The organism is Streptomyces sp. NPDC005483 (genome assembly GCF_040606035.1).
GTDB lineage: Bacteria > Actinomycetota > Actinomycetes > Streptomycetales > Streptomycetaceae > Streptomyces.
Genome location: NZ_JBEXEA010000029.1, coordinates 19,605 through 45,524, shown reverse-complemented (window position 1 = coordinate 45,524; position 25,920 = coordinate 19,605). Strand labels below are relative to the sequence as shown.

The window sequence follows — 25,920 nt, the reverse complement described above, 5'->3', positions numbered from 1 at the left end:
GAGTATGCATGTGGTTGCATAAACGTGCAGCGAAACGTATAGTCATGCCATCCAGGAGGAGGATGACATGGCGGTACGGGCGGCAGTGGCCGGAGCGAGCGGATACGCGGGCGGTGAGGTCCTGCGACTGCTCCTGGCGCACCCCGAGGTCGAGGTCGGCGCGCTGACCGGCAACTCCAACGCCGGGCAGAAGCTCGGGGCGCTCCAGCCCCACCTGCTGCCGCTGGCCGACCGGGTACTCCAGGAGACCACGGCCGACGTCCTCGCCGGACATGACGTCGTCTTCCTCGCCCTGCCCCACGGACAGAGTGCCGCCGTCGCCGACCAGCTCGGCCCGGACGTCCTCGTCGTCGACATGGGTGCCGACTTCCGGCTGAAGGACGCGGCCGACTGGGAGAAGTTCTACGGCTCCCCGCACGCCGGCACCTGGCCCTACGGCCTTCCCGAGCTGCCCGGTGCCCGCGCCGCGCTGGAGGGGACCAAGCGCGTCGCGGTGCCCGGTTGCTACCCGACCGCCGTCACACTCGCCCTCTTCCCGGCCTACACCGCAGGACTCGCCGAGCACGAGGCCGTGATCGTCGCCGCCTCCGGCACCTCCGGCGCCGGCAAGGCGCCCAAGCCGAACCTGCTGGGCAGCGAGGTCATGGGGTCCATGTCGCCGTACGGCGTCGGCGGCGGCCACCGGCACACGCCGGAGATCGTCCAGAACCTCAGCGGGGTGGCGGGGGACCGCATCTCCGTCTCCTTCACCCCGACCCTCGCGCCCATGCCCCGCGGCATCCTCGCCACGTGCAGCGCCAAGGCGAAGCCCGGCGTCACCGCCGAGTCCGTGCGTGCCGCCTACGAGAAGGCCCTCGCCGACGAACCCTTCGTCCACCTGCTGCCCGAGGGCCAGTGGCCCGCCACGGCGTCCGTCTACGGTTCGAACGGCGTTCAGGTGCAGGTCGCCCTCGACGAGGCCGCGGGCCGCATCATCGCGATCAGCGCCATCGACAACCTGGCCAAGGGAACCGCCGGTGGTGCCGTCCAGAGCATGAACATCGCCCTCGGCCTCCCCGAGGAGCTCGGTCTTTCCACGATCGGAGTCGCACCGTGAGCGTCACGGCAGCCAAGGGATTCCAGGCGGCGGGCATCGCCGCCGGAATCAAGGAGAACGGCAATCCGGACCTGGCCCTCGTGGTCAACACCGGCCCCCGCCGCGCCGCCGCCGGCGTCTTCACGTCCAACCGCGTGAAGGCCGCGCCCGTCCTGTGGTCCGAGCAGGTACTGAAGAGCGGCGAGCTGACCGCCGTCGTCCTCAACTCCGGTGGCGCCAACGCCTGTACGGGGCCGAAGGGCTTCCAGGACACGCACGCGACCGCCGAGAAGGTCGCCGAGGTGCTGGACATCGGCGCGGGTGAGGTCGCCGTCGCCTCGACCGGACTCATCGGCCTGCTTCTTCCTATGGACAAGCTGCTCCCGGGCGTCGAGGCCGCCGCGGCCCAACTCTCCGAGCACGGTGGTGAGAAGGCCGCCATCGCCATCAAGACCACCGACACCGTCCACAAGACGTCCGTCGTGACCAAGGACGGCTGGACCGTCGGCGGCATGGCCAAGGGCGCGGGCATGCTCGCCCCCGGCCTCGCCACCATGCTGGTCGTCCTCACCACCGACGCGGACCTCGACAGCGAGGCCCTGGACAGGGCCCTGCGGGCCGCCACCCGGACCACCTTCGACCGCGTCGACTCCGACGGCTGCATGTCCACCAACGACACCGTGCTGCTGCTCGCCTCCGGCGCCTCCGAAGTCACCCCGGAATACGCGGAGTTCGCGGAAGCCGTACGCCAGGTCTGCGACGACCTCGGCCAGCAGCTCATCCGGGACGCCGAGGGCGCCAGCAAGGACATCAAGGTCGAGGTGATCAACGCCGCGAGCGAGGACGACGCCGTCGAGGTGGGCCGCTCCATCGCCCGCAACAACCTCCTCAAGTGCGCCATCCACGGCGAGGACCCCAACTGGGGCCGCGTGCTCTCCGCGATCGGCACCACGAAGGCCGCCTTCGAGCCGGATCAGCTGAACGTCGCCATCAACGGCGTCTGGGTCTGCAAGAACGGCGGCGTCGGCGAGGACCGCGACAAGGTCGACATGCGCTACCGCGAGGTGCACATCGTCGCCGACCTCGCCGCAGGGTCCGAGACGGCCACCATCTGGACCAACGACCTCACCGCCGACTACGTCCACGAGAACAGCGCCTACTCCTCATGAGCACCACGCGAAAGCACACCGCGCTCCCCAAGGCCCAGATCCTCATCGAGGCGCTGCCCTGGCTGGTCCGCCACAACGGCAAGACCGTCGTCATCAAGTTCGGCGGCAACGCCATGATCGACGAGGACCTGAAGGCAGCCTTCGCCCAGGACGTCGTGTTCCTGCACCACGCCGGACTCAAGCCGGTCGTCGTGCACGGCGGCGGCCCGCAGATCAGCGCCGCCCTCGACAAGCACGGCATCGTCAGCGAGTTCAAGGCCGGCCTGCGCGTCACCACCGAGGACGCCATGGACGTCGTACGGATGGTGCTGGCCGGGCAGGTCCAGCGCGAGCTGGTCGGGCTGCTCAACCAACACGGGCCGCTCGCCGTCGGGTTGACCGGCGAGGACGCGCACACCATCACCGCCACCAAGCACCAGCCCGAGATCGACGGCGAGTTGGTCGACATCGGGCGGGTGGGCGAGATCACCGCGATCGACACGGGCGCGATCGAGGCACTGCTCGCCGACGGCCGCATCCCGGTCGTCTCCTCGATCGCCCGGAGCCAGGACGACGGACATGTCTACAACGTCAATGCTGATACGGCGGCTGCGGCACTCGCTGCTGCTCTTGACGCCGAAACCCTCATGGTCCTCACGGACGTCGAGGGCCTCTACGAGGACTGGCCGCACAGCGACGAGGTGATCAGCCGCCTCACGGCTTCCCAACTGGAGAAGCTGCTGCCGGAGTTGAGCTCCGGCATGGTCCCGAAGATGGAGGGCTGCCTGCACGCCGTGCGCAACGGCGTGCACACGGCCCGGGTCATCGACGGGCGGGTCCAGCACTCGATCCTGCTGGAGATCTTCACCGACGAAGGAATCGGCACGATGGTCGTGCCGGACGCGCAAGAGGGGGATGCCGTATGACCGACAATCAGGAGCTCACCCAGCGCTGGCAGGGCTCGCTCATGAACAACTACGGCACCCCGCGGCTCCCGCTCGTCCGCGGTGAGGGACTCAAGGTCTGGGACAGCGAGGGCAGGCAGTACCTCGACTTCGTCGGCGGCATCGCCACCAACGCGCTAGGCCACGCCCACCCGGCCGTCGTCGAGGCCGTGAGCACGCAGATCGCCTCCCTCGGCCACATCTCCAACTTCTTCATGGCCGAGCCGACCGTCGCCCTCGCCGAACGGCTGCTCCAGCTCTTCGGCCGGGACGGCAAGGTCTTCTTCTGCAACTCCGGCGCCGAGTCGGTCGAGGCGGCCTTCAAGATCGGCCGGCTGACCGGGCGCACCCACATGGTCGCCACCGAGGGCGGCTTCCACGGCCGCACCATGGGCGCCCTCGCGCTCACCGGCCAGCCCGCCAAGCGGACCCCCTTCCTGCCGCTGCCCGGTGACGTCACGCATGTGCCGTACGGCGACGCACAGGCCCTGGCCGCCGCGGTCACCGAGGACACCGCACTCGTCCTCATCGAGCCCATCCAGGGCGAGAACGGTGTCGTGGTGCCCCCGGCCGGCTACCTCAAGGCGGCCCGGGCGATCACGGCGGCCAAGGGCGCGCTGCTGGTCCTCGACGAGGTGCAGACCGGCATCGGCCGTACCGGGCACTGGTTCGAGTACCAGGCCCACGAGGGCGTACTGCCGGACGTGGTCACCCTCGCCAAGCAGCTCGGCGGCGGGCTCCCGCTCGGCGCGACCGTCGCCTTCGGGCGGGCCGCGGAACTGCTCCAGCCGGGGCAGCACGGGACGACGTTCGGCGGGAACCCGGTCGCGTGCGCGGCGGGACTCGCCGTTCTCGACACCATCGCGAACGACGGGTTGCTGGAGAACGTCAAGCGGCAGAGCGAGAAGTTGCGGGACGGGATCGAGTCGCTGGGGCACCCGCTGGTCTCCCAGGTCCGGGGCGCGGGACTCCTCCTGGGTATCGTGCTCACCGAGCCGCTCGCGCCGCAGGTGCAGCAGGCGGCTCAGGAGGCCGGTCTCCTGGTGAACGCGCCCGCCCCCGATGTCGTACGGCTGATGCCGCCGCTGAACCTCGGCGACGACGAAGTGGACGCGCTTCTTCAGGCGCTGCCCGGCATCCTGGGTGCCGCTGAGGGAGACGGATGATCCGGGGAATGAGACGACGATGAGTCATGCGCAGGATCACGAGCACAACGGGGTCGCGGGGCCTGCCGTGCCGCAGACGCGTACCGCGCGCCACCGCCGGATCGTGGACATCCTCAACCGGCAACCGGTGCGGTCGCAGAGCCAGTTGGCCAAGCTGCTGTCCGACGACGGGCTGAGCGTCACGCAGGCGACGCTCTCCCGGGACCTCGACGAGCTGAACGCGGTGAAGATCCGCAACAACGACGGCGACCTGATCTACGCGGTGCCGAGCGAGGGGGGTTTCCGGACTCCTCGGGCGCCGCTGGGGGAGTCGGCGAAGGAGGAGCGGATGCGGCGGCTCTCCCAGGAGCTGCTGATCTCCGCGGAGGCTTCGGCGAATCTTGTGGTCCTGCGGACTCCTCCGGGGGCCGCGCAGTTCTTGGCGTCGGCGATTGATCAGGCCGAGCTGCAGGACATCCTGGGGACGATCGCCGGTGACGACACGTTGATGCTGATCAGCCGGAACCCTACGGGGGGTCAGGCGCTGGCTGAGCATTTGTTGCGGTTGGCTCAGAACGGGCACTAGCGGTTGTCCGTTGGGCGCGGGTCTGTGGGGGCTGATCGCGCCCGCGCGGCGGAGCCGCAAATCGACACAGCCCCGCGCCCCCAAAAAAGTCAGCCGAGCCTAGCTGCTAGGCCTCCGGTACACCTGACCTCGTCGCCCGCGGTGATCAGCAGCGCCTCCACGTCCGGCAACGACTCCAGCCACGCCAGGCCCTCCCGCGACCCCATCGCGAAGGCCGCCGTCGCCCAGCAGTCCGCCCAGGTGATGGTGCGTGCCACTACCGTCACCGCCACCAGGTCCGTCACCGCCGAGCGGCCCGTGCGGGGGTCGACTATGTGGGCGCCCCGCTCTGCCGTGCCGGAGGTCGCCACCGCCAGCTCCGCCGCGCCCGCCGCCGAGACCACCGCCGCCAGGCCGCCCGGGCGCAGGGGGTCCGAGACGCCTACGCGCCACGGGCGTTCCGGGCCCGGTACGCCCAACAGCTGTACGTCTCCGCCGCCGTTGACGCTCACCCCCGTCGCCCCCGCGAGAGCCATGCGGCGGGCCGCGCGTTCCACCGCCCAGCCCTTGACGATGCCCGTCGGGTCGAGGCGGCCCTCGTAGCGCATGCTGAACCAGCCGTCGCTCAACCGCTCGGCTTCGGCGCCGAGTTCGAGGACCTCGGCGACCTCGGGATCGCAGTCGCCGAGGGTCAGCTCACCGCGGGCCAGGCGGGAGACCTGGCTGTCGTCGCGGTAGGTGCTGAACACCTCGTTCACGTGGTGCAGCCCCGCCACCGCCTCCCGCAGTGCCGTCTGCACGGCAAGGGGTTCCCCGCCGCGGACGTCGAAGGAGAAGACCGTCCCCATGGCCTCTTCCGCATGACGTACCGCGGCGGGAGCTTGCGCCGGCTCGGCCACCGTGTCAGACACCGGCCTGGTCCAGCGCGGACTGGAGCGACTTCTTGTAGCCCTCGCTGGTGTAGGTGGCGCCGGAGACCGAGTCGATGTCCGCGCTGCCGGCCGCCACGGCCTCCTGGTTGAGCTTCGGGACGGACAGCGCCGTCTTCTGGTCGCTGGTCCCGCCCTTCGGCGCCTGCACGGCTTCAGCCTTGGTGATCTTGCCGCCGCTGACCGTGATCCGGACCTGGACCGGGCCGTACTGGGTCTGCGACACGGCACCGGTGACCGTCTTGGCGGCCGCCCCGGCGTTGCCGCCCGCCGACTGCGACGGCTGCGCGGACGGCTGGGCCTGGGCCGGCGGCGCCGCGTTCGCCTTGTCGATCGCCGACTGGAGCGACTTCTTGTAGCCCTCGCTCGTGTAGGTCGCCCCGGACACCGTGTCGACCTGCGGGCTCTGCTTGGCGACCACGGCCTGGTTGAGCTTCGGGACGGACAGCGCCGTCTTCTGGTCGCTGGTGCCGCCCTTGGGCGCCTGGACCGCCTCGGACTTGGTGATCTTGGTGCCGCTGACGGTGATACGGACCTGGACGGGACCGTACTGGGTCTGGACCACGTCGCCGGTGAACGTGCTGCCGGTGGCCGCCCCGGTGCCGCCCTGGGCCGACTCCTGTGCCGCCGCCGTCTGCTGCGGGATCGTTCCGCCCGCCTGGGCGGACGCCGGGTCCGAGGACGGCTTCAGCGACAGCATCAGCACGACACCGGAGACGGTGGCGGCGGTCGCGAGCACGACTCGACGGACGGGGTGAGACTTCCTCATCGGTTCAACAGCTCCTGAATTCCCGTCGTCACATCTCGAACGACTCGTGATGGATGCGGCGGGCGGGCACACCCGCGCCGCGCAGTGCTTCGTACACGGACTGCGCGAAACCGTTCGGCCCGCACATGAACACGTCGTGCTTGTCGATGTCGGGGAGCTTGCGCTGGAGGGACTCCGCGGAGATGTCCGGGCGCTCCCCGTCCGGACTGTTGACCGCGTACATCAGGCGGGCGCCGCGCTCGTCCGCGATGGCGGAGAGCTCGTCCCACAGGGCCAGGTCCTGGGTGGTGTTGGCCCGGTACAGGAGGGTGATGTCACCGGCCGCGCCCGGCAGCGTCTCGAACAGGGCCCGCATCGGCGTGATGCCGACACCGCCGGCCACCAGCAGGACCTTGCCGCGGCTGCGGCGCTGGGCGGTCATCGCGCCGTACGGCCCCTCGGCCCACACCTTGGTGCCGGGCTCCAGCTCGCGCAGCCGCTCGCTGTGGTCGCCGATCGCCTTCACCGTGATCCGCAGCATGCCCGGTCGGGGCGCCGCGGACAGCGAGTACGGGTGGGAACTGAACCGCATGCCCGGCGCGAGGAACCGCCAGCGGAAGAACTGGCCCGCTTCGGCGCCCATCCGGTGCAGCTTGCGTCCGCCGATCAGCACCGACACCACGCCCGGGGTCTCCTCCACGACCGCCTCGACGTACATCCGGTGCCGCAGGTTCAGGCGGATCGGCGTGAGGATCCGGTACCAGACGACCAGCGCGGTGACCGAGCCGTACAGCCCGTACCAGACGGTCTTGGCGACCGGCTCGATCGCGAAGTCGTTGCCGGTGGTCAGCTGGTGCCAGAAGGTCAGGAAGACCGCCGCGTACGTCAGCAGGTGCACGTGGTACCAGGTGTCGTACGGAATCCTGCGGCGCACCCCGCCGATGGACATCAGCCCGATGACGAACAGCAGGCCGGTGCCGATGGCCGCCTTGCCCATGTCCGGCAGCTGGTTGATGGAGTCCATCGTCTGCTGGACGATGTCGCCGAGCCCCTTGCCGGCCTGGAGGGCGTAGCCCCACATGATCAGGAAGACGTGGGCGACGACCAGGCAGAGCGTGTAGCGGCCGGTCATCGCGTGCCAGCGGGCGACCCGGTCGGAGCCCACCCGGCGTTCCAGCGCGGGCACCCGGGCCATCTGCAGCACCACGAGCGCCATCAGGTACCCGGCCAGCAGACCGGTGATCCGGCCCGCGTTGAGGATCTTGCTGTTGTCGTCGGCGACGGACGGTGTGTTGTGCCACCACAGCCACAACACACCTGCCGCGCCCGCCCATACGGCGATCAGCAGGACGGTCGCCGGGGAACGGCGCGGGCGGATGCGGCGCATCGTCTGACGGCGGGCGGCGCGGCCGCTGGCGAGCGTGGTGGTCACGTTTCCTCCGGGGACGGGGGCAAGGGGGGTGGGCGTGGTCCCTTGGTCCTTGGATACGTGCCGTGACGCCGGTGTGTTCAGCTTGCCGCGGAGTCCAGTGCGGACTGGAGTGACTGGCGGTAACCGTCGCTCGTGTAGGTGGCCCCCGAGACCGTGTCGATGTCCGCGCTCTGCGCCTGGAGGGCCTCGCTCCGCAGCCGGGGGATCGCGTAGCTGTTGATCTCCTGGTCCCGCGGGTTGTCCGTCGGGTAGGTGACCGCCGTGACCTCGGTGAGCTTGCCGTCCTTGATGGTGATGCGGACCTGGACCGGCCCCCAGCGGGTCTGGATCGTGTCGCCGGTGACGGTCTTCGTGCCGGTGGTGGCCGACCCGGTGCCGCCGGACGCACTCGGCGCGCTCGACGCGCTCGAACTCCCGGTGGGCGCGGGCAGCGCCAGGGCGGCCGCCGGTGACGTGTGCGGCTTCAGCGACAGCAGCATCACCATCCCGGAGACGGTGGCGGCGCTCGCCAGGACGATCCGGCGCAGTGGGCGGTTCTTCTTCAACGCGTGCACTTCTACGGCCTCACAGCTCTCAGAGTTCGAACGACTCGTGGTGGATCCGGCGGTCCGGGACACCTGCGGCGCGCAACTCCGCGTACAGGTCCTGGGCGAAGCCGTGCGGGCCGCAGAGGTAGACGTCGTGCCCGGCCAGGTCGGGGACGGCCGACCGCAGGGACTCCGCGGTGACCCGCGGCCGTTGTCCCTGGGGTCCGTTGAGCAGGTAGTGCACCCTGGCCCCGCGCCACCGCGCCACGGCCTCCAACTCCCCGCCCAGCGCCAGGTCCTCGACCGTGCGGGCCCGGTACAGCAGGGTCACCTCGCCCGGCAGCGTCTCGAACAGCGCCCGCAGCGGGGTGATGCCGACCCCACCCCCGATCAGCAGCGACTTGGACGAGGTCTGCCGGTCGCCGGTCAGCGATCCGTACGGCCCCTCGGCCCACACGCGCGTGCCGGGCCGCAGCAACGCCACGGCCGCGCTGTGGTCGCCGAGCGCCTTGACCGTGATGCGCATGCGGTCGGGGCGGGGCGGTGCCGACAGGGAGTACGGCGTCGAGGTCCACCGCAGACCGTCGGCGAGGAACCGCCAGCGGAAGAACTGCCCGGCCCGTGCGCCGAGTTGATCCAGATCCCGCCCGTGCACGACGACGGACCACACACCCGGCGCCTCCTGGTGCACCGACTCCACCCGCAGCCGGTGCCGCAGGTTCAGCCGCACCGGGGCGAGGATCCGGAACCACAGCACCAGGGCCGCCACGCCCAGGTACAGCGCGTACCAGGCGGCCGTGGCCACCGCGTTTCCGCTCAGGTCGTTGCCGAGGGCCAGCTGGTGGCCGAAGGCGAGGAACACGGCCGCGTACGTGAGGAGATGGACGTAGTACCAGAACTCGTGGCCGGTGCGGCGGCGTACCGCTCGCGCTGAGGTGACGCCGACCGCGAGGAGGATCACCGTCCCCGCGGTCGCCTTGAGCATCTCCGGATAGTCCAGGACCACGGTGACGGTCTCGTGCCAGAAGGAGGCGCTGTCCTGGGCGGCGTACCCGGTGAGGATCAGCCCGATGTGCGCGAGCAGCAGGCAGACGGTGTACCGGCCGGCCATCGCGTGCCAGCGGGCCACCCGGTCCGACCCGACCCGCCGCTCCAGCAGCGGAACCCGCGCCATCAGACCCACCAGCACCGCGCAGGAGTACCCGCACAGCAGCCCGGCGATCCGCCCGGCGCCGGTCAGCCATCCGGCCGTACCGACCACGGAACCGGTGTCCGCCCACCACAGGGCGATCACGGCCGCCGCTCCGGCCCACAGCAGGGCCAGCACGGGCCCCGCGGGAGAGCGTCGCGCGGGCGGCGCCACGGCCGGTGCGGCCCGCCGCTCGTACACGGTGGTCATAGATGCGTCCTTTCGCCTGTCCGGGACACCACTGTGCGAGCGGAACCTCTCAGGACCCTCTGAAAGGGCACCCCGCAGAGCGCACTCAGAGAGAACTCAGAGCTTTGCGAGGCCCCCGTCACCCCGGTCAGGGGTGATCCTGGAGAGGACATGAACAACGCCCGCTCCGGCCGCCCCGCCCTCACCCGCCCCGACGGCACTCCGCTGCGCGTCCTCGTCGTGGACGACGACCCGGATCTCGCCGAGGTCCTCTCCGGCGCCCTGCGCTACGAGGGCTGGCAGATCCGCACGGCAGGCGACGGCGCCTCGGCGGTCGCCACCGCCCGGGAACTGCTGCCCGACGCGGTCGTCCTGGACGTGATGCTCCCGGACACCGACGGCTTCGCCGTGCTGCGCGACCTGCACACCGTGAAGTCCGACGTGTGCGTGCTCTTCCTGACCGCCCGGGACACCGTCGAGGACCGCATCAAGGGCATCACGGCCGGCGGCGACGACTACGTGACCAAGCCCTTCAGCCTGGAGGAGGTCGTCGCCCGGCTGCGCGGACTGCTGCGCCGCGCGGGCATGGCCCGGCAGCTCGACGAGGGCCCGCGGCTGACCGTCGGCGACCTGGTCATGGACGAGGACGCCCGCGAGGTCACCCGCGGCGGCGAGCTGATCGAACTGTCCCCGACCGAGTTCGAGCTGCTGCGCTTCCTCATGCGCAACCCGCGCCGCGTGCTCAGCAAGGCGCAGATCCTCGACCGGGTGTGGTCCTACGACTTCGGCGGCCGCGCCCATGTCGTCGAGCTGTACATCTCCTACCTGCGCAAGAAGGTGGACGCCGGCCGCGAGCCGATGATCCACACGGTGCGCGGGGCGGGGTACGTGATCAAGCCGGTGACGCCGTGAGGGACCTGCGGCCGCACACCCTGCGGGCCCGGCTCACCCTTGGCCTCGTGGTGCTGCTCGCGGTGAGCTGCGCCGCCGTCGGGCTGGCCGCCGTGCTGGAGCTGAACGGCTTCCTCACCAGCCGGCTCGACGAGCAGCTGACCGAGGCCGGCAACAGGTTCGCGATCAGCCTGGAACACCAGGGGCAGCCGCAGAAGGACGACCACGACGGCGACGAGCACGGAGACACCCGCAGGCAGTCCGCGGGCACGTTCGGCGCCCGGCTGGTAGGCGGCACCGTCACCAACGCGGCGGTGGTCCGCTCCGACGGCACCCTGAACGTCGACCTCAGCGCCGACGACCGCCGACGGCTCGCCGCGGTCCCCGTCGACGGCCGGGGCCACAGCGTCGAGCTCTCCGCCCTGGAGAGCTACCGGGTGAGCGCCTCCCAGGGGGTGGACGGAGACGTCCTGATCACCGGCCTGCCCCTGGAACCCGTCGAAGCCGCCGTCCACCGCCTCGAACTGGTCGCCGGAATCGTGCTCGCCGCCGCCCTCACGGCAGCCGGTGTCGCGGGCGCCCTGTGGGTGCGCTGGTCCCTGCGCCCGCTCAGCCGGGTCGCCGCCACCGCCACCCGGGTCAGCGAACTCCCGCTGGCCAGCGGGGAGGTGGCCCTCCCGCCGCGCGCCCCGGAGTCCGACCCGCGCAGTGAGGTGGGCCGGGTCGCCGGCGCCTTCAACCACATGCTCGGCCATGTCGAGGACGCCCTCACCAAACGCCACGCCAGCGAGGAGCGGCTGCGCAGCTTCGCCGCCGACGCCAGCCACGAACTGCGCACCCCGGTCGCCTCGGTCCGCGGCCACGCCGAACTCGCCCTGCTGCACCCCGGGCCGCTGCCGCCGGAGATCACCCGGGCCCTGGAACGCATCGCCGCCGAGTCGACGCGCATGGGAGCCATGGTCGACGACCTGCTCCTGCTGGCCCGCCTGGACGCGGGCCGCCCCCTGGAGGCCGCCCCCGTGGACCTCACCCGCCTGGTCCTCGACGCCCTCACGGACGCGCGGGCGACGGGTTCCGGGCACCGCTGGGAACTGGACCTCCCCGAGGACCCGGTCATGGTCACGGGCGACGAACACCGCCTCCAGCAGGTCCTGGCCAACCTGCTGTCCAACGCCCGGCTGCACACCCCGGCCGGCACCAAGGTGACGGTGACCCTGGAGACCGGCGCCGCCGCGGTGCTGTTGAAGGTCCACGACGACGGCCCCGGCATCCCCGCGGAGATCCAGCCCGGCGTCTTCGAACGCTTCACCCGCGCCGACCGCAGCACCAAGGCGGAGACCGGCGGCGCGGGCCTGGGCCTGTCGATCGTGGCGGCGGTGGTGGAGGCGCACGGGGGAGGCGTGGCGGTGGAGAGCCGGCCGGGATCCACGACCTTCACGGTCCGGCTCGGCAGGGCGTGAGTCAGAGCGTGGCCGGCGGCAACGGCAACGGCAGCCCCGGCAGACCGTCCAGACTCGTGGCGATGTGCTCCTTCTTGCTGAAGTACTCGCTGAGCGACGCGTCGTCCTCGCGCGAGAACCGCCTGCCGTGCAGCTCGCGCTCGCCCTCGAACGCCATGTACGGCACCGCGAAACCGCAGGAGTCCCGGACCAGTTCGGCCGTCACGACGACGATCGCCCGCAGTCCGTGCGCGCTCGGGTCGATGTCAGGGAAGTGCGGGAGCAGTTCCCTGAAGCGCGGGTCGTCCCGGAAGACCGGCTCACCGCGCCCGTGCACGCGGACGATGTTCGGCGGCCCCTGGAACGCGCACCACATGAGGGTGATCCGGCCGTTCTCCCGCAGATGCGCGACCGTCTCCGCGGTGGAGCCGGCGAAGTCGAGGTAGGCCACGGTGAGTTCGTCGAGAACCGCGAAGGATCCGCGCAGGCCCTTGGGGGAGAGGTTGACCGTGCCGTCGCCGGACAGGGGAGCGGTCGCGGTGAAGAAGAGGGGCTGCGCCTCGATGAAGGAGCGGAGCCGGCCGTCTATGCGCTCATAAGTCTTTCCCATGTCTAAGCATTATGGGCGCAGACCTTTCGCCTGTCTAAGGAATTCGGGCGTCGGCTTGTCCCGACGACGCCCGTGGCCGCCCCGGCCGGCGCTCACACGGGGCGGCCACAGCGCCTGTCACGTCACTGGGTGAGCGTGCAGGCGGCCAGGGAGTCGAGGCCCTGCGGCTTCTCCGCGGTACGGCCGATCGAGATGGCGATGCGGTCGATGGTCGACTTCCGCTTGTCGGCCAGCGGGCCGAGGATGGCGTTCTGGACGAAGTTCGGTCCACCCTGGCCGACCGTGTCGACGAGCCGCTTGTTCGCCTCGGCGAGCTGCGTGTTCAGCAGCGCCAGGTTGCGGTCGACCTCGGCCTGCGCGGTGGCCGGGATCGCGGGCAGCTGCGAGGCCACGTCCGGGCAGGAGATGGCGCCGGCGGCCGCACCGGCATCGCCTGCACCCGCGCCTTCCGCGTTCCCGGTGTCCTCGGCGCCGCCTGCCGCCTCCGAGGCCGCTTCGCTCGGTGTGGCCTCCGCCCCGGCGCCGGCTCCGGCCTCTTCACCCGCGCCCGCGCCCGCCTCCTCACCGGCCCCGGCGGCACCGTCGGCGTTGAGGGTGCAGGGGGCCAGCGCGTCGAGGCCCTGCGGCTTGTCGGCCGTACGGCCGATGGCGGTCGCGATGCGGTTGACGGTCGCGATCCGCTTGTCCTCCAGCGGGCCCAGGATGGCGTTCTGGACGAAGTTGGGGCCGCCCTGGCCGACCGTGTCCACGAGTCGCTTGTTGGCCTCGTCGATCTGGGTCTGGAGCAGGGTCAGGTTGCGGTCGACCTCGGCCTGCGCGGTGGCCGGGATCGCGGGCAGCTGGGAGGCCACGTCCGGGCAGGTGATGCTGCCGGGTCCGGCGGCCAGCGTGCGGGCGCCCGTGGTGCTGCTCTTGGAGGTCTCCCCGGCGAGGGCGGTACCGGCGACGATCGCCCCGGTCAGTGCGACGGCGGCGGCGCCGCCGATGATCGCCACGCGGCGCTTGTTGTACTTCGGAAGAGCCCTGGACATGCGGATGCCTCACTCGGGGTCGGGAAGTGGTCTTCTTTACAAACGCGGCGCCTGCGTTCGGCGAGGAATACGGGCAAGCGGTTTCCGGTGTTCAAAGGGACCGCAAATACTCTGCCGCCCCCCGGGAGTATGGAGGTGACCCCGAGTCCGGATTGACGAATCATGCAGCACTCTGCATAATCATGCATAACGTTGAGTGCAGCGGTGAGGAGCAACGCAAGTGAGCAGCAACAGCGGTGACGTCCGGCTCTGGGGCGGTCGTTTCGCCGACGGTCCCGCCGAGGCGCTGGCGAAGCTGTCCGCGTCCGTCCACTTCGACTGGCGGCTCGCGCCGTACGACATCGCCGGTTCGCGTGCCCACGCGCGCGTGCTGCACAAGGCGGGCCTGCTGAGCGAGGACGAACTCCAGCGCATGCTCGCCGGGCTCGACCAGCTCGAGGCCGACGTGGCCGACGGCTCCTTCGTGGGCACGATCGCCGACGAGGACTGCCACACCGCCCTGGAGCGGGGCCTGCTGGAGCGGGTCGGTCCCGACCTCGGCGGCAAGCTGCGCGCCGGCCGCTCCCGCAACGACCAGATCGCGACCCTCTTCCGCATGTACCTGCGGGACCACGCCCGGATCATCGGCGGTCTGATCGCCGAGCTCCAGGACGCCCTGATCGGCCTGGCGGAGGCCCACCCGGACGTGGCGATGCCCGGCCGCACCCACCTCCAGCACGCCCAGCCGGTGCTGTTCGCCCACCATGTCCTGGCCCACGCCCAGTCCCTGTCCCGGGACGCGGAGCGGCTGCGGCAGTGGGACGAGCGCACCGCTGTCTCGCCGTACGGCTCGGGTGCCCTGGCCGGTTCCTCCCTGGGCCTGGACCCGGAGGCGGTCGCGAAGGACCTCGGCTTCGAGCACGGCAGCGTCGGCAACTCCATCGACGGCACGGCGTCGCGTGACTTCGTCGCCGAGTTCGCCTTCATCACCGCGATGATCGGCGTGAACCTCTCCCGGATCGCCGAGGAGATCATCATCTGGAACACGAAGGAGTTCTCCTTCGTGACCCTGCACGACGCCTTTTCCACGGGCTCGTCGATCATGCCGCAGAAGAAGAACCCGGACATCGCGGAGCTGGCGCGCGGCAAGAGCGGCCGGATGATCGGCAACCTGACGGGTCTGATGGCGACCCTGAAGGCCCTCCCGCTCGCCTACAACCGCGACCTCCAGGAGGACAAGGAGCCGGTCTTCGACTCCTGCGACCAGCTGGAGGTCCTGCTCCCCGCCTTCACCGGCATGATGGCGACCCTCACGGTCCACCGCGAGCGCATGGAGGAACTGGCCCCGGCCGGCTTCTCCCTCGCCACCGACATCGCCGAGTGGCTGGTCAGGCAGGGCGTGCCCTTCCGTGTGGCCCACGAGGTCGCCGGCGAGTGCGTCAAGGCGGCGGAGGCCGAGGGCAAGGAACTGAGCGACCTGACGGACGACCAGTTCGCCAAGATCTCCGCCCACCTGACCCCGGAGGTCCGGTCGGTCCTGAACGTGCCGGGCGCACTCGCGTCCAGGAACGGCCGTGGCGGTACGGCGCCCAGCGCGGTTGCGGTGCAGCTGGTGGAGGTAAAGGCAAACGTGGCCGCACAGCACAAGTGGGCGGAGGAGAAGCGCCCTTAGGGGCGCGGGGAACTGCGCGACAAGCCACGAGGTTGCCGCACCCGCCGTCGCGCCGCACTGCCCACCCCCTGAGGCGAAAGGGCATCCCGAGCTACGTTGTCGGTATGCCCTTCGCCCGCCTCACCACCGCCACCACCCCCACCAGCCACATCGGCCTCGGCCTCGCCGCAATCGCCCGCCCCGGTTACATCAACCTCGGCCGAGACCATGACCTCGGCCTCGCGGAAACCCGCACGGTAGACGCCCTGCGAGCTCGCACCCAGGAACTCCTCGACGCCGCCTACGCCCAGGGGGTCCGCTACTTCGACGTGGCCCGCTCCTACGGCCGCTCGGAGGAGTTCCTCGCGGACTGGCTCCACCAGCACCCCGGCCGAAACGACGTAGTCATCGGCAGCAAGTGGGGCTACACCTACACCGCCGGCTGGACCACCGACGCCGAGCACCACGAGGTCAAGGACCACAGCGTCCAGACGTACGACCGTCAGCGCGCCGAGACCGCCGAACTGCTGGGCGAGCGCCTGGACCTCTACCAGATCCACTCGGTGACCCCCGAGAGCCCGGCCCTCACCGACAAGGAACTCCACGCGAGGCTCGCGGAGGCGGCCGCCCAGGGCACCACCATCGGCTTCTCGACCAGCGGCCCCGCCCAGGCGGACGCCATCCGCGCCGCCGTCGCCGTGACGGTCGGCGGCGAGCCCCTCTTCCGTACCGTCCAGTCGACGTACAACGCCCTGGAGACCTCGGCCGCCCCCGCCCTCGCCGAGGCGCACGACGCCGGGCTCACGGTGATCGTCAAGGAGGGCATGGCCAACGGCAGGCTCGCCGAACCGCACGCCCCGGACGCTCTGAAGGCCGTCGCCGAGGAAACGTCCCTGGGCTGTGACGCCGTAGCCCTCGCGCTCGTCCTCCGTCAGCCGTGGGCCGGAGTCGTCCTGTCGGGAGCCGCCACCACCGGCCAGCTCGCGTCCAACCTGCACGCGGCCGTCGTGGACCTGGACGACGAGCAGCTGTCCCGGCTCGCGGCGCTGGTGGAGGAGCCGGGGGCGTACTGGGGGCACCGCGGCGAGCTGCCCTGGCACTGAAGAAACTCCTGATCAGCGGCCGTAGGTGAGACGTTCACGCCTGGAATGAGACATGAATGTCTCAGATGGGCTATGGTTGTCTCATGGCTGTCGACCGTGACCACGTGCTGCGCAGTGCCGCGGCCCTGCTGACCCGCAAGTCCACCGCGACCATGGACGAGGTCTCCAAGGCCGCCGGGATCAGCCGGGCCACGCTGCACCGCCACTTCGCGGGGCGCGACGCGCTCGTACGGGCACTGGAGTCGCTCGGCATCGAGGAGTGCGAGAAGGCCCTCGACGCCGCCCGCCCGGAGGAGGGCCCGGCCGCCGAAGCCGTACGGCGTCTGGTCCGCGAGGCCGAGTCCGCGGCCGGACTCCTCGCCTTCCTCTACACGGAGAACCAGCTGTTCGAGGGCGAGGAGCAGAACGACGGCTGGGCCCGGATCGACGCCCGCATCTCCGCGCTGTTCCGGCGCGGCCAGCAGGACGGCGAGTTCCGTATCGACCTCACGCCCGCCTGGCTCACCGAGGCCCTGTTCGGCCTGCTCGCCTCAGCCGTCTGGATGCTCCAGAGCGGCAAGGGCGCCCCGAAGGACTTCCACCACATGACCGTCGAGCTGCTGCTCGGCGGCGCACTTCGTCATCCCGCACGACCGAGAGAGGAATCATGACCAGCACCCTGCAGCCGGCGACCACGACCGAGGCGGTGCGGCGTCCGGGCCGTTGGCTCGCGCTGTCCGTCCTGGTGCTCGCCGTGCTGCTGGTGGCCGTCGACGCGACCGTCCTCGGCCTCGCGACCCCGTACATCAGCGAGGACCTCAAGCCCACCGGCACCCAGCTCCTGTGGATCGGTGACGTCTACTCGTTCGTCATCGCGGGCCTGCTGGTGTCGATGGGCAGCCTCGGCGACCGCATCGGCCGCAAGCGGATCCTGCTGCTGGGCGCGACGGCGTTCGGCGCGATATCGGTCCTCAACGCCTACGCGACGACACCGGAGTTGATGATCCTGGCGCGGGCGCTGCTCGGCGTCGCGGGCGCGACCCTGATGCCCGCGACGCTGGCCCTGATCCGCAACCTCTTCCACGACCCGCGCGAACGCAGCCTCGCCGTCGGTATCTGGGGCGCGACCGCCTCCGCCGGTACGGCGGTCGGCCCGATCGTCGGCGGCTTCCTCCTCGAACACTTCTGGTGGGGCTCGGTCTTCCTGATCAACCTGCCGGTGATGGCGGTCCTGGTCCTCGTCGGCATCAAGTTCCTGCCCGAGTCCCGCAATCCGGCCCCGGGCCCCTGGGACATGACCAGCGTGGCGCTGTCCCTGGTCGGCGTGATCGCGGTGGTCTACGCCGTCAAGGAGACCGCCGCGCACGGACTCACCTGGGAGCCGGTCGCCGCGGGCCTGCTGGGAGCGGCGGGCCTGTACGCCTTCGTCCGCCGCCAACTCACCCTCCCCGCCCCTCTCCTGGACATGCGCCTGTTCCGCAACCGCGGCTTCAGCGGCGCCGTCCTGGCCGACCTCCTGACCGTCCTCGGCCTCTCCGGTCTGGTCTTCTTCCTCTCCCAGTACCTGCAACTCGTCCAGGGCAGGCGCCCGTTGGAGGCCGGCCTGGCCGAACTCCCGGCTGCGGTGGGCGCGGTGGTGGCGGGCCTCATGGCCGGACAGGTGGCCCGCAGGTACTCGGTGCGCGCGGTGGTCTCCGCGGGCCTGGCCGCCATCGGTCTGGCCCTGGCGTCACTTACCCTGCTCGACCGTTCCACGGGCTACCCCATGCTGGGCGCCGCCCTGCTGGTGGTCGGCGTGGGCGCGGGCCTCTCGTTCACCGTCACGGCGGACGTGATCCTGTCGAGCGTTCCGAAGGAACAGGCGGGAGCCGCGTCGGCGGTCTCCGAGACGGCGTACGAACTGGGCGCGGCCCTGGGCATCGCCGTACTGGGCTCGATCGTGACGGGCGTCTACCGGGACTTCGCGGCCCCCGTGGGTACGCCGGAAGGGGCGCGCGAGTCTCTCGGCGGCGCGGTGGAGGCAGCGTCCGGACTGCCGACGAACGTGGCTCAGGACCTGCTGTCGTCAGCCGGCGAGGCTTTCGTGAACGGCCTCGCCATCGCCGCGGGCGCGGGAGCGGCGGTCCTGCTCGCGACAGCGGTGGCGGCCTGGTTCATGCTGCGGGGCCAACGGCTCGACAAGGGTTTCTAGGGGCGCGGGGCTGTATTCATCTGCGGCTCCGCCGCGCGGGCGCGGGCAACCACGATGCGCCCGCACCCGACAACGAACCCGGAAGAACCCCTACGCAGCCTTCGCCTTGGTGGCGTACATGTCCACGTACTCCTGCCCGGACAAGCGCATGACCTCGGTCATCACGGAGTCCGTCACGGCCCGCAGCACATAGCGGTCCCGGTCCATCCCGTCGTACCGGGAGAACTCCATCGCCTCACCGAACCGGACCGTGACCCGCCCCGGGCGGGGCATCCCCGAACCGCCCGGCTGCAACTTGTCCGTGCCGATCATCGCGAAGGGGACGACCGGCGCACCCGTCATCAGCGTCAGACGGGCGATCCCCGTACGCCCCCGGTACAGCCGGCCGTCGGGCGACCGCGTCCCCTCGGGGTAGATACCGAAGACCTTGCCCTCCTCGAGGACGCGTCGCCCGGTCATCAGCGCGGCCACGCCACCGCGGCCGCCGTCGCGGTCCACCGGGATCATGCCGACGCCGGTGAAGAACCAGGCCATGAGCCGGCCCTTGAGGGACTTCCCGGTGACGTACTCGTCCTTGCCGATGAAGAACACCTGACGGTCGCACACGAGCGGAAGGATCATCGAGTCGATGAAGGTGAGGTGGTTGCCGGCCAGGATGACGGGACCGTCACCCGGGATGTGCTCCGCGCCCTCCACCTGTGGGCGGAACATCAGGCGCATGATCGGTCCGAGCACTGCCTTGATGAGCACGAAGCGGGACAACGGGCCCTCCGGAGTCAAGAGAACGGCCAGGGAAACTGTATGAGTCTGTGCAGGTGAGGACATTACTCGCGGCTCGGGGGATCGTGCACATCGGGCGCTCCGGGTTCACCGAGGTCTTACGCACTGTTGACACTCGTTTACCTGCGGATGGTCCCCGACGCCTCCCGGAAACCCGGGCGGAATGATGTGACGGACGTCGCCCCGATCGACGCGTACCCCGGCTCCCCGTCATGAACCGACGAACCATCAGACATCTGTTCCCATGCGACATCCCGCGTCACCCGCGTGTTCCGCGGGAGGTCTCCCGCCCGTCATGGACACGGACCTACGATCGGCCCGCAGCGAAGAGGCGACGGCAGGAGGGGTCCCGATGGGATCGCAGGACGAGCACACGGACAGCACGGGACGGCGGGCACTTCTCGGGGCCGCGATGTTCGGCGCCGGGGGAGCGGTCCTGGGTCTCTCCGGGACGGCGAGAGCCGCGACCGCCGGATCCGCCGGGCACGGTGGCGGCGGCCTGAAGAGCCTGCCCGTGCCGACGGTCATCGGCCATCGGGGTGCCAGCGGCTACCGCCCCGAGCACACCTTCGGCTCCTACCAGCTCGCCCTCGACCTGGGCGCCGACGTCGTCGAGGCCGGCGACCTCGTCCCCACCAGGGACGGCCACCTCGTCTGCCGCCACGAACCGGAGATCGGCGGCACGACCGACGTCGCCGACCACAAGGAGTTCGCCGACCGGAAGAAGACCAAAGTCCTCGACGGTGTCTCCACCACCGGCTGGTTCACCGAGGACTTCACGCTCGCCGAGCTCAAGACGCTCCGCGCGATCGAGCGCATCCCGGCCAACCGCCCGCACAACACCCTCTACAACGGCCGCTGGGAGATCCCCACCTTCGAGGAAGTCCTGAAGTGGCAGGACGAGCAGACCCGCAAGCGCGGCAAGCAGGTCTGGATCTACCCCGAGACCAAGCACCCCACGTACTTCCGGGGGCTCGGCCTGGGCCTGGAGGAGCGGGTCGCGAAGCTCCTGCACCAGCACGGCAAGGACAGGCGCAACTCCCCGGTCATCCTCCAGTCCTTCGAGCCCACCAGCATCCAGCGCCTGAACAAGCTCGTCGACAACCCCCTGGTCGTCCTCCTGTCCGGTGCGAACACCCGTCCCTGGGACTTCGTCGACAAGGGCGACCCGCGCACGGTCGCCGACCTCATCACCCCCAAGGGCCTGAGGGAGATCGCGGGTTACGCCCAGGGCATCGGCCCGACCCTCGACCTGGTCATCACGAAGAAGGCGGACGGCAGCCTCGACAAGGAGACAACCCTGGTCGCCGACGCGCACAAGGTCGGGCTGATCCTGCACCCGTACACCATGCGCAACGAGAACCCCTTCCTGCCGGCGGAGTACCGCAAGGGCACCGACGCGGACGCCTACGGAGACGTCTTCGGCGCCTTCAAGCGGTACTTCGCCACCGGCATCGACGGCGTCTTCACCGACAACGCCGACACCGGCGTCCTGGCCCGCCAGGACTTCGTCAACGGCTGAGCCGGCACACCCCGATGGGGGTGACTTACGGCCGCCCGGGCAACCCGCACCCCGGGCGGCCGTGTCATACCGCATATGACGCACGACTTGGTCACCGCCCTGCGCCCCCTGCTCACCGCCGAGGCCTCCGCGGAGGCACATGCCGCCGGTACGGAACCGGCCGATCTGGAGCAGGCGGTCTGGCTCCGCCTCCTGGAGCGCCTGGAGACCCAGGGCCCGCCCGTCGACCCGCCCGGATGGCTGCGCCGCGCCGTCCGCTCCGAGTCCCGCCGCAGCCGCCGTACGACCCGCCTCGAACGGCCCTACGGCACCGAACCCGCGACCGACGACGACCGCACTCCCGAACAGCTCGCCCTCGCCGCCGCCCGGCGCAGGGCCCTGCACGACGCGGTGCGCCGCCTGCCCGGCCGCTGCCCCTCGCTCATGGCGGCCCTCCTCTCTCCGAGAGACCTCACTTACCGGGAGATCGCGGGGGAGTTGGGTATCTCACAGGGCAGTCTCGGCCCGGAACGTTCCAGATGTCTGGGATGTCTTCGCCGATTGCTCCCACCGGAGGTTGCGGCACACCGGGGGCGGGGATAGGAGTGGGGGACAACAGGCGATCAGGTGAGCGGGAGGCGTGCGCACATGGGCATGAGCGTGACCATCTCTGCGGCGGCCGAGCAGGACGCGGAGCAGATCTTCAGGCTGCAGTACCTGTGCTTCCAGAGTGAGGCGGCGCTGTACGGCAACTACCGCATCGATCCGCTCGTCCAGACCCTGGACTCGGTCCGTGCGGAGGTCGCCTCTGACTGTGTCTTCGTGGCCCGCCTGGGAGACGAGGTGGTCGGCTCGGTCCGCGGCCGCGTCACCGAGGACGGCTCGGCCGCCATCGGCAAACTCTGCGTCCACCCCCGCCTCCAGGGCCACGGCATCGGCGCGAGGCTCCTCCGGGCGGCGGAAGCGGCGCTGGCGGACGACCGCGGAGCGACAAGCTTCCGCCTCCACACCGGCCACCGCAGCGAGGGCAACCTCCGCCTGTACCGCAAGGTCGGCTACCAGACGGTGGGCACGTCGGAGGGCGCGGACGGGGTCCCGATGATCGTCCTGGAGAAGCCGGCGGGTGCCTACGCGGCTACGGCGTGATGAGCGTTTTTGGCTTTTAGGGGCGCGGGGCTGTGCCGATATGCGGCTCCGGCGCGCAGGCGCGACCAGCCACCTCGGACCGGATGCCGCCCGATGAACCTCAGGCGGCATCCTCCGTAGGCGCACCCTTCCGGAGCCAATAGATGGCCGACAAGGGAAGCAACACGGGGATGAACAGATATCCCATCCCGAAGTCCGACCACACGGTCGCATCCGGGAACGCCGACGGCTCGACCAACGTCCAGGTGCCCACGGTCAGCACGCCCAGCAGCTCGACGGCACAGCACACCAGCGCCGCCTTACGCGCCGTCTCCCCACCCCGCACCAACGAGTACGTGATGAACCCGTAGACGACACCCGCCACCGCGGACAGCGAATACGCCAGCGGCGCCCGGTCGAACTCGGTGGAGATCTGCACGGCCGACCGCGACACCGCCCCGACCACCATCACGCCGTACAACCAGACGAGCAGCGTCCCCGGCCCGCTGGTCAGCCGTCGCCGACTCACCTCAGCCTCCCCAGATGTCATAGAGCCGCACCTCCAGAACGGCCAGCACCACACCGCCGGCGGCAACCGTCACCGATCCCCACCGCGTCCGCTCCGCGAGCGACATGAACCCCGCCGCCGGTACACACGCGAACGCCCCCAGCAGATAGGCGACGAAGATCGTCGTCCCCTGCTCCGGCTTCTCGCCCCGCGCGAGCTGCACGATCCCGACCACCAGCTGCACCAGCGCCAGGGCCGACACCACGGCCATCCCGATGAAGTGCCAGTCCTTGGTCGGCTGATCACGGTAGGCGGCCCAGCCGCACCAGGCGGCCAGCAGCAGCGCGGCGACGCCGGTCACCAGCGTCAGGGCATCAAACATGCGGCGAGCCTATTACGGTCCAAAAGGCCTGATGCGGCCGCCCCCGCACCGCACCGTAGGGTCGAGGGCATGAAGATCCATGCCGAAGCCCTCCTGTTCGACAACGACGGAACCCTGGTCTCCTCCCTCGAGTCCGTCCACCGCTGCTGGACACGCTGGGCGCAGGAGTTCGGCATCACCGCCGAGGCCTTCGCGCAGGTCGAACTGCACGGCCGCACGGCCGTCGAGATAGCCGCCGAACTGCTCCCCGCCGACGTGGTGCCGGTCGCCGTCGCGCGGATCGAGGATCTCGAGGTGGAAGACGTACCCAACGGCGGTGTGCACCTGCTGCCCGGGACCATGGCCGTCCTCGACTCCCTGCCCGCCGACCGCTGGGCCGTCGTCACCTCCGCCACCCGCCGTCTCGCCGAGGCCCGGCTCGCAGCGGTCGGCATCCTCCCCAAGACCCTGATCGCCGCCGACGACGTGACCCGCGGCAAGCCCGACCCCGAGCCCTATCTGCTCGCCGCCCGCCGACTCGGCGTCGACCCGGCCCGCTGTGTCGTGTTCGAGGACGCCCCCGCGGGCCTGCGCGCCGGCCGCGCCGCCGGGATGACCACCGTGGCGTTGACCACAACCCATCAGGCCCACGAGCTCGACGCCGACTTGGTGGTCGGGAACCTGTCGGACCTGTCCGCACTGGTCACTGCCGGAAACGTGGAGATCTCCGTCCGGCCCTGAGGCCTGTCCACCGCTGTCCGCCATTCGGACAGCGGGTTCTTGGTCGCTCCCATACGTCTGCTTTACTGATCGCATGACCACGACGAGCTGCCGCACCCTTGCGACCGAGGCGATCCTGACGCCCGGTGCTCGTTGTACGTGTCGAATGTGCGCCTGCTAGAGGGCCCCCGCACCACCCCCTGAGCTCGCGCCCCGAAGCGAGCCGCCCCGGCACGTCCGTACGCCGTGAACGCCGTACGTGACCCATGTGCCCGCGCACGACTTCTCTCCCGTACCTGGGCACACCCACGCCCGGATACTCGACAGTGACGGAAACCCAGTGATCACGACAACAGGCCTGACCAAGGTCTACCGCTCGCGCGGCCGTGAGGTCACCGCCTTGGACGGCGTCGATCTGCACGTCCGCGAAGGCGAGGTGTACGGCGTCATCGGCCAGTCCGGCGCCGGCAAGTCCTCGCTCATCCGCTGCGTCAACCTGCTGGAGCGCCCCACCGCCGGCACCGTGACCGTCGCCGGACAGGACCTCACCGCCCTCGCGGGCCGCGGACCGCGCGCCGGCAAGGAGCTGCGGCAGGCGCGCAGCCGTATCGGCATGGTCTTCCAGCACTTCAACCTGCTGTCCACCCGGACGGTCCGGGACAACGTCGAGCTGCCGCTCGAGATCCTCGGCACGTCCGGCAAGGAGCGCTCCCGCAAGGCACTCGAGCTGCTGGACCTCGTCGGACTCGCCGACAAGGCGGGCGCCTACCCGGCCCAGCTGTCCGGCGGCCAGAAGCAGCGCGTCGGCATCGCCCGCGCCCTGGCCGGCGACCCCAAGGTGCTGCTGTCCGACGAGGCCACCAGCGCCCTCGACCCCGAGACCACCCGCTCCATCCTCCAGCTGCTGCGCGACCTGAACCGGCAGCTCGGCCTCACCGTCCTGCTCATCACCCACGAGATGGACGTCGTGAAGTCGGTCTGCGACTCGGCGGCCCTGATGGAGAACGGCCGGATCGTCGAGTCCGGCACGGTCAGCGAACTGCTCGCGACCCCCGGCTCCGAACTGGCCTCCGCGCTCTTCCCCGTCGGTGGCGCCGCCACCGGCGAGGACCGGACCGTCGTCGACGTCACCTTCCAGGGGGAGGCGGCCACCCAGCCGGTCATCTCCCAGCTCTCGCGCACCTACAACATCGACATCTCGATCCTCGGTGCCGCCATCGACACCGTCGGCGGCCTCCAGGTCGGCCGGATGCGCATCGAACTGCCCGGCCGCTACGAGGACAACGTGGTGCCGGTGGGCTTCCTGCGTGAACGGGGCCTGCAGATCGACATCGTCGGTGAGCCCCAGTTGGCGAAGGAAGGTGCCAAGTGACCTGGTCCGAAATGCGGCCCCTGCTGGAGCAGGCGTGTTGGGACACCCTCTACATGGTCGGCTGGTCCACGCTCATCGCCGTCGTGGGCGGGCTGCCGCTCGGTGTCCTCCTGGTCCTCACCGACCGCGGCGGACTCCTCCAGAACGTCGTCGCGAACAAGGTCATCGGGCAGGTCGTGAACGTGGCCCGCTCGATGCCGTTCATCATCCTGATGGTCGCGCTGATGGGCTTCACCCGCTCGATCACCGGCACGACCATCGGCCGCGAGGCCGCCATCGTCCCGCTCGCCATCGGTGCGATCCCGTTCTTCGCGCGCCTCGTCGAGACGGCCGTCCGTGAAGTGGACGGCGGCCTGGTCGAGGCCGTGCAGTCGATGGGCGGCAACACCTGGACGATCGTCCGCAAGGTCCTCGTGCCGGAGTCCCTGCCGTCCCTCATCGCCAGCACCACCACCACGATCGTCGCCCTCATCGGCTACTCGGCGATGGCCGGCACGGTCGGCGCCGGCGGCCTCGGCGACATCGCCATCCGCTACGGCTACCAGCGCTTCGAGACCCAGCTCATGTGGATCACCGTCGCGATCCTCGCCGTGGTCATCTCGCTCATCCAGTTCGCCGGCGACTACGCGGCCCGCTCGCTGCACCGCCGCGGCGGACGCTCAGGCCCGGCACCGAAGCTGCGGCTGCTGAAGGCCTCCACGGCGGACACCAAGACCGTCTGACGAACTCCCGGATTTCCCGTGCACCCCATCGCGGGATCGCTGTACCCAAAAGGAAAGGCACTTTTC

27 protein-coding genes are annotated in these 25,920 nt (G+C 70.6%); 17 read left to right on the top strand and 10 right to left on the bottom strand.

Going from position 1 to position 25,920, the window contains the following annotated elements; all coding sequences use genetic code 11:
- The first annotated feature begins 67 nt into the window (after nt 1–67).
- From argC to ABZT06_RS38325, 5 genes are read left to right on the top strand one after another with little or no spacing between them, the layout of a single operon-like run.
- Entirely contained in the window at nt 68–1,096 is a 1,029-nt protein-coding gene (gene argC, locus ABZT06_RS38345) for an N-acetyl-gamma-glutamyl-phosphate reductase (RefSeq protein WP_355751919.1), read from the top strand.
- Nucleotides 1,093–2,244, top strand: a complete 1,152-nt coding sequence (argJ, locus tag ABZT06_RS38340; protein WP_355751917.1) for a bifunctional glutamate N-acetyltransferase/amino-acid acetyltransferase ArgJ — start codon at nt 1,093–1,095, stop codon at nt 2,242–2,244. Before argC ends, argJ begins: the two co-directional genes overlap by 4 nt.
- Entirely contained in the window at nt 2,241–3,149 is a 909-nt protein-coding gene (gene argB / locus ABZT06_RS38335; protein WP_355751915.1) for an acetylglutamate kinase, read from the top strand. The genes argJ and argB overlap by 4 nt, the downstream gene beginning before the upstream one ends.
- Nucleotides 3,146–4,333: an acetylornithine transaminase gene (locus tag ABZT06_RS38330; RefSeq protein WP_355751913.1), complete on the top strand. Its 1,188-nt coding sequence runs from the start codon at nt 3,146–3,148 to the stop codon at nt 4,331–4,333. Before argB ends, ABZT06_RS38330 begins: the two co-directional genes overlap by 4 nt.
- Nucleotides 4,334–4,352: 19 nt before the next feature.
- A complete protein-coding gene (locus tag ABZT06_RS38325; RefSeq protein ID WP_355751911.1) occupies nt 4,353–4,898 on the top strand; it encodes an arginine repressor in 546 nt (181 codons plus the stop codon).
- 89 nt (nt 4,899–4,987) lie between these two features.
- Here ABZT06_RS38325 and ABZT06_RS38320 read toward each other — a convergent pair whose 3' ends face one another.
- The 5 genes from ABZT06_RS38320 to ABZT06_RS38300 form a co-directional block, all read right to left on the bottom strand.
- Nucleotides 4,988–5,776, bottom strand: coding sequence for an FAD:protein FMN transferase (locus ABZT06_RS38320; RefSeq protein ID WP_355752037.1), 789 nt, complete (start codon nt 5,774–5,776; stop codon nt 4,988–4,990).
- A 4-nt stretch (nt 5,777–5,780) separates the two neighbouring features.
- Complete coding sequence (locus ABZT06_RS38315) at nt 5,781–6,575, bottom strand: FMN-binding protein (protein ID WP_355751909.1); 795 nt, start codon at nt 6,573–6,575, stop codon at nt 5,781–5,783.
- Nucleotides 6,576–6,603: 28 nt separating this feature from the next.
- On the bottom strand, nt 6,604–7,986 hold the full coding sequence (locus tag ABZT06_RS38310) for a ferredoxin reductase family protein (RefSeq protein WP_355751907.1): 1,383 nt from the start codon (nt 7,984–7,986) through the stop codon (nt 6,604–6,606).
- Between the two features lie 77 nt (nt 7,987–8,063).
- Nucleotides 8,064–8,540 (bottom strand): FMN-binding protein, encoded by a 477-nt coding sequence (locus ABZT06_RS38305; protein ID WP_355751905.1) that lies wholly within the window; start codon nt 8,538–8,540, stop codon nt 8,064–8,066.
- Between the two features lie 19 nt (nt 8,541–8,559).
- Nucleotides 8,560–9,912 carry a ferredoxin reductase family protein gene (locus ABZT06_RS38300; protein ID WP_355751903.1) on the bottom strand — a complete coding sequence of 451 codons (1,353 nt, stop codon included), beginning with the start codon at nt 9,910–9,912 and terminating at the stop codon, nt 8,560–8,562.
- 150 nt (nt 9,913–10,062) lie between these two features.
- On the opposite strand from ABZT06_RS38300, the gene ABZT06_RS38295 reads away from it, so the two are divergent.
- Complete coding sequence (locus ABZT06_RS38295) at nt 10,063–10,803, top strand: response regulator transcription factor (protein ID WP_355751901.1); 741 nt, start codon at nt 10,063–10,065, stop codon at nt 10,801–10,803.
- Entirely contained in the window at nt 10,800–12,242 is a 1,443-nt protein-coding gene (locus ABZT06_RS38290; RefSeq protein WP_355751899.1) for a HAMP domain-containing sensor histidine kinase, read from the top strand. Before ABZT06_RS38295 ends, ABZT06_RS38290 begins: the two co-directional genes overlap by 4 nt.
- Before the next feature lies 1 nt (nt 12,243).
- Here ABZT06_RS38290 and ABZT06_RS38285 read toward each other — a convergent pair whose 3' ends face one another.
- Nucleotides 12,244–12,831, bottom strand: a complete 588-nt coding sequence (locus tag ABZT06_RS38285; RefSeq protein ID WP_355751897.1) for a pyridoxamine 5'-phosphate oxidase family protein — start codon at nt 12,829–12,831, stop codon at nt 12,244–12,246.
- 122 nt (nt 12,832–12,953) lie between these two features.
- Complete coding sequence (locus ABZT06_RS38280) at nt 12,954–13,862, bottom strand: hypothetical protein (protein ID WP_355751895.1); 909 nt, start codon at nt 13,860–13,862, stop codon at nt 12,954–12,956.
- Between the two features lie 220 nt (nt 13,863–14,082).
- Between ABZT06_RS38280 and argH the strand changes: the two genes are divergently transcribed.
- The 4 genes from argH to ABZT06_RS38260 all read left to right on the top strand — a co-directional run bounded on the left by argH (nt 14,083) and on the right by ABZT06_RS38260 (nt 18,765).
- Nucleotides 14,083–15,513 carry an argininosuccinate lyase gene (gene argH, locus ABZT06_RS38275; RefSeq protein ID WP_355751893.1) on the top strand — a complete coding sequence of 477 codons (1,431 nt, stop codon included), beginning with the start codon at nt 14,083–14,085 and terminating at the stop codon, nt 15,511–15,513.
- Nucleotides 15,514–15,617: 104 nt separating this feature from the next.
- A complete protein-coding gene (locus tag ABZT06_RS38270; protein WP_355751891.1) occupies nt 15,618–16,595 on the top strand; it encodes an aldo/keto reductase in 978 nt (325 codons plus the stop codon).
- An 83-nt stretch (nt 16,596–16,678) separates the two neighbouring features.
- Nucleotides 16,679–17,245 carry a helix-turn-helix domain-containing protein gene (locus ABZT06_RS38265; protein ID WP_355751889.1) on the top strand — a complete coding sequence of 189 codons (567 nt, stop codon included), beginning with the start codon at nt 16,679–16,681 and terminating at the stop codon, nt 17,243–17,245.
- Entirely contained in the window at nt 17,242–18,765 is a 1,524-nt protein-coding gene (locus tag ABZT06_RS38260; protein ID WP_355751887.1) for an MFS transporter, read from the top strand. The genes ABZT06_RS38265 and ABZT06_RS38260 overlap by 4 nt, the downstream gene beginning before the upstream one ends.
- A gap of 90 nt (nt 18,766–18,855) precedes the next feature.
- On the opposite strand, the gene ABZT06_RS38255 is transcribed toward ABZT06_RS38260, so the two are convergent.
- A complete protein-coding gene (locus ABZT06_RS38255; RefSeq protein ID WP_355751885.1) occupies nt 18,856–19,527 on the bottom strand; it encodes a lysophospholipid acyltransferase family protein in 672 nt (223 codons plus the stop codon).
- A gap of 370 nt (nt 19,528–19,897) precedes the next feature.
- Between ABZT06_RS38255 and ABZT06_RS38250 the strand changes: the two genes are divergently transcribed.
- The 3 genes from ABZT06_RS38250 to ABZT06_RS38240 all read left to right on the top strand — a co-directional run bounded on the left by ABZT06_RS38250 (nt 19,898) and on the right by ABZT06_RS38240 (nt 22,192).
- Nucleotides 19,898–21,067, top strand: coding sequence for a glycerophosphodiester phosphodiesterase (locus tag ABZT06_RS38250; protein WP_355751883.1), 1,170 nt, complete (start codon nt 19,898–19,900; stop codon nt 21,065–21,067).
- 75 nt (nt 21,068–21,142) lie between these two features.
- Nucleotides 21,143–21,649 (top strand): sigma-70 family RNA polymerase sigma factor, encoded by a 507-nt coding sequence (locus ABZT06_RS38245; protein ID WP_355751881.1) that lies wholly within the window; start codon nt 21,143–21,145, stop codon nt 21,647–21,649.
- Between the two features lie 45 nt (nt 21,650–21,694).
- Nucleotides 21,695–22,192, top strand: a complete 498-nt coding sequence (locus ABZT06_RS38240; protein ID WP_355751879.1) for a GNAT family N-acetyltransferase — start codon at nt 21,695–21,697, stop codon at nt 22,190–22,192.
- A 100-nt stretch (nt 22,193–22,292) separates the two neighbouring features.
- Here ABZT06_RS38240 and ABZT06_RS38235 read toward each other — a convergent pair whose 3' ends face one another.
- Together ABZT06_RS38235 and ABZT06_RS38230 are read right to left on the bottom strand one after the other, a co-directional pair.
- Entirely contained in the window at nt 22,293–22,721 is a 429-nt protein-coding gene (locus tag ABZT06_RS38235; protein ID WP_355751877.1) for a hypothetical protein, read from the bottom strand.
- Nucleotides 22,702–23,061 (bottom strand): hypothetical protein, encoded by a 360-nt coding sequence (locus ABZT06_RS38230; protein ID WP_355751875.1) that lies wholly within the window; start codon nt 23,059–23,061, stop codon nt 22,702–22,704. Before ABZT06_RS38230 ends, ABZT06_RS38235 begins: the two co-directional genes overlap by 20 nt.
- A 69-nt stretch (nt 23,062–23,130) precedes the next feature.
- Between ABZT06_RS38230 and ABZT06_RS38225 the strand changes: the two genes are divergently transcribed.
- The 3 genes from ABZT06_RS38225 to ABZT06_RS38215 all read left to right on the top strand — a co-directional run bounded on the left by ABZT06_RS38225 (nt 23,131) and on the right by ABZT06_RS38215 (nt 25,854).
- On the top strand, nt 23,131–23,781 hold the full coding sequence (locus ABZT06_RS38225) for an HAD family hydrolase (protein WP_355751873.1): 651 nt from the start codon (nt 23,131–23,133) through the stop codon (nt 23,779–23,781).
- A gap of 319 nt (nt 23,782–24,100) precedes the next feature.
- Nucleotides 24,101–25,132 carry an ATP-binding cassette domain-containing protein gene (locus ABZT06_RS38220; RefSeq protein WP_355751871.1) on the top strand — a complete coding sequence of 344 codons (1,032 nt, stop codon included), beginning with the start codon at nt 24,101–24,103 and terminating at the stop codon, nt 25,130–25,132.
- Nucleotides 25,129–25,854, top strand: a complete 726-nt coding sequence (locus tag ABZT06_RS38215) for a methionine ABC transporter permease (RefSeq protein WP_355751870.1) — start codon at nt 25,129–25,131, stop codon at nt 25,852–25,854. The genes ABZT06_RS38220 and ABZT06_RS38215 overlap by 4 nt, the downstream gene beginning before the upstream one ends.
- Nucleotides 25,855–25,920: the final 66 nt, after the last annotated feature.

Excerpts from the sequence above, each read along its gene's own strand:
- argC (WP_355751919.1), top strand. The coding sequence starts at position 68 with ATGGCGGTACGGGCGGCAGTGGCCGGAGCGAGCGGATACGCGGGCGGT.
- argB (WP_355751915.1), top strand. The coding sequence starts at position 2,241 with ATGAGCACCACGCGAAAGCACACCGCGCTCCCCAAGGCCCAGATCCTC.
- ABZT06_RS38330 (WP_355751913.1), top strand. The coding sequence starts at position 3,146 with ATGACCGACAATCAGGAGCTCACCCAGCGCTGGCAGGGCTCGCTCATG.
- ABZT06_RS38325 (WP_355751911.1), top strand. The coding sequence starts at position 4,353 with ATGAGTCATGCGCAGGATCACGAGCACAACGGGGTCGCGGGGCCTGCC.
- ABZT06_RS38315 (WP_355751909.1), bottom strand. The coding sequence starts at position 6,575 with ATGAGGAAGTCTCACCCCGTCCGTCGAGTCGTGCTCGCGACCGCCGCC.
- ABZT06_RS38300 (WP_355751903.1), bottom strand. The coding sequence starts at position 9,912 with ATGACCACCGTGTACGAGCGGCGGGCCGCACCGGCCGTGGCGCCGCCC.
- ABZT06_RS38295 (WP_355751901.1), top strand. The coding sequence starts at position 10,063 with ATGAACAACGCCCGCTCCGGCCGCCCCGCCCTCACCCGCCCCGACGGC.
- ABZT06_RS38285 (WP_355751897.1), bottom strand. The coding sequence starts at position 12,831 with ATGGGAAAGACTTATGAGCGCATAGACGGCCGGCTCCGCTCCTTCATC.
- ABZT06_RS38280 (WP_355751895.1), bottom strand. The coding sequence starts at position 13,862 with ATGTCCAGGGCTCTTCCGAAGTACAACAAGCGCCGCGTGGCGATCATC.
- ABZT06_RS38270 (WP_355751891.1), top strand. The coding sequence starts at position 15,618 with ATGCCCTTCGCCCGCCTCACCACCGCCACCACCCCCACCAGCCACATC.
- ABZT06_RS38265 (WP_355751889.1), top strand. The coding sequence starts at position 16,679 with ATGGCTGTCGACCGTGACCACGTGCTGCGCAGTGCCGCGGCCCTGCTG.
- ABZT06_RS38260 (WP_355751887.1), top strand. The coding sequence starts at position 17,242 with ATGACCAGCACCCTGCAGCCGGCGACCACGACCGAGGCGGTGCGGCGT.
- ABZT06_RS38250 (WP_355751883.1), top strand. The coding sequence starts at position 19,898 with ATGGGATCGCAGGACGAGCACACGGACAGCACGGGACGGCGGGCACTT.
- ABZT06_RS38245 (WP_355751881.1), top strand. The coding sequence starts at position 21,143 with ATGACGCACGACTTGGTCACCGCCCTGCGCCCCCTGCTCACCGCCGAG.
- ABZT06_RS38240 (WP_355751879.1), top strand. The coding sequence starts at position 21,695 with ATGGGCATGAGCGTGACCATCTCTGCGGCGGCCGAGCAGGACGCGGAG.
- ABZT06_RS38235 (WP_355751877.1), bottom strand. The coding sequence starts at position 22,721 with ATGACATCTGGGGAGGCTGAGGTGAGTCGGCGACGGCTGACCAGCGGG.
- ABZT06_RS38230 (WP_355751875.1), bottom strand. The coding sequence starts at position 23,061 with ATGTTTGATGCCCTGACGCTGGTGACCGGCGTCGCCGCGCTGCTGCTG.
- ABZT06_RS38225 (WP_355751873.1), top strand. The coding sequence starts at position 23,131 with ATGAAGATCCATGCCGAAGCCCTCCTGTTCGACAACGACGGAACCCTG.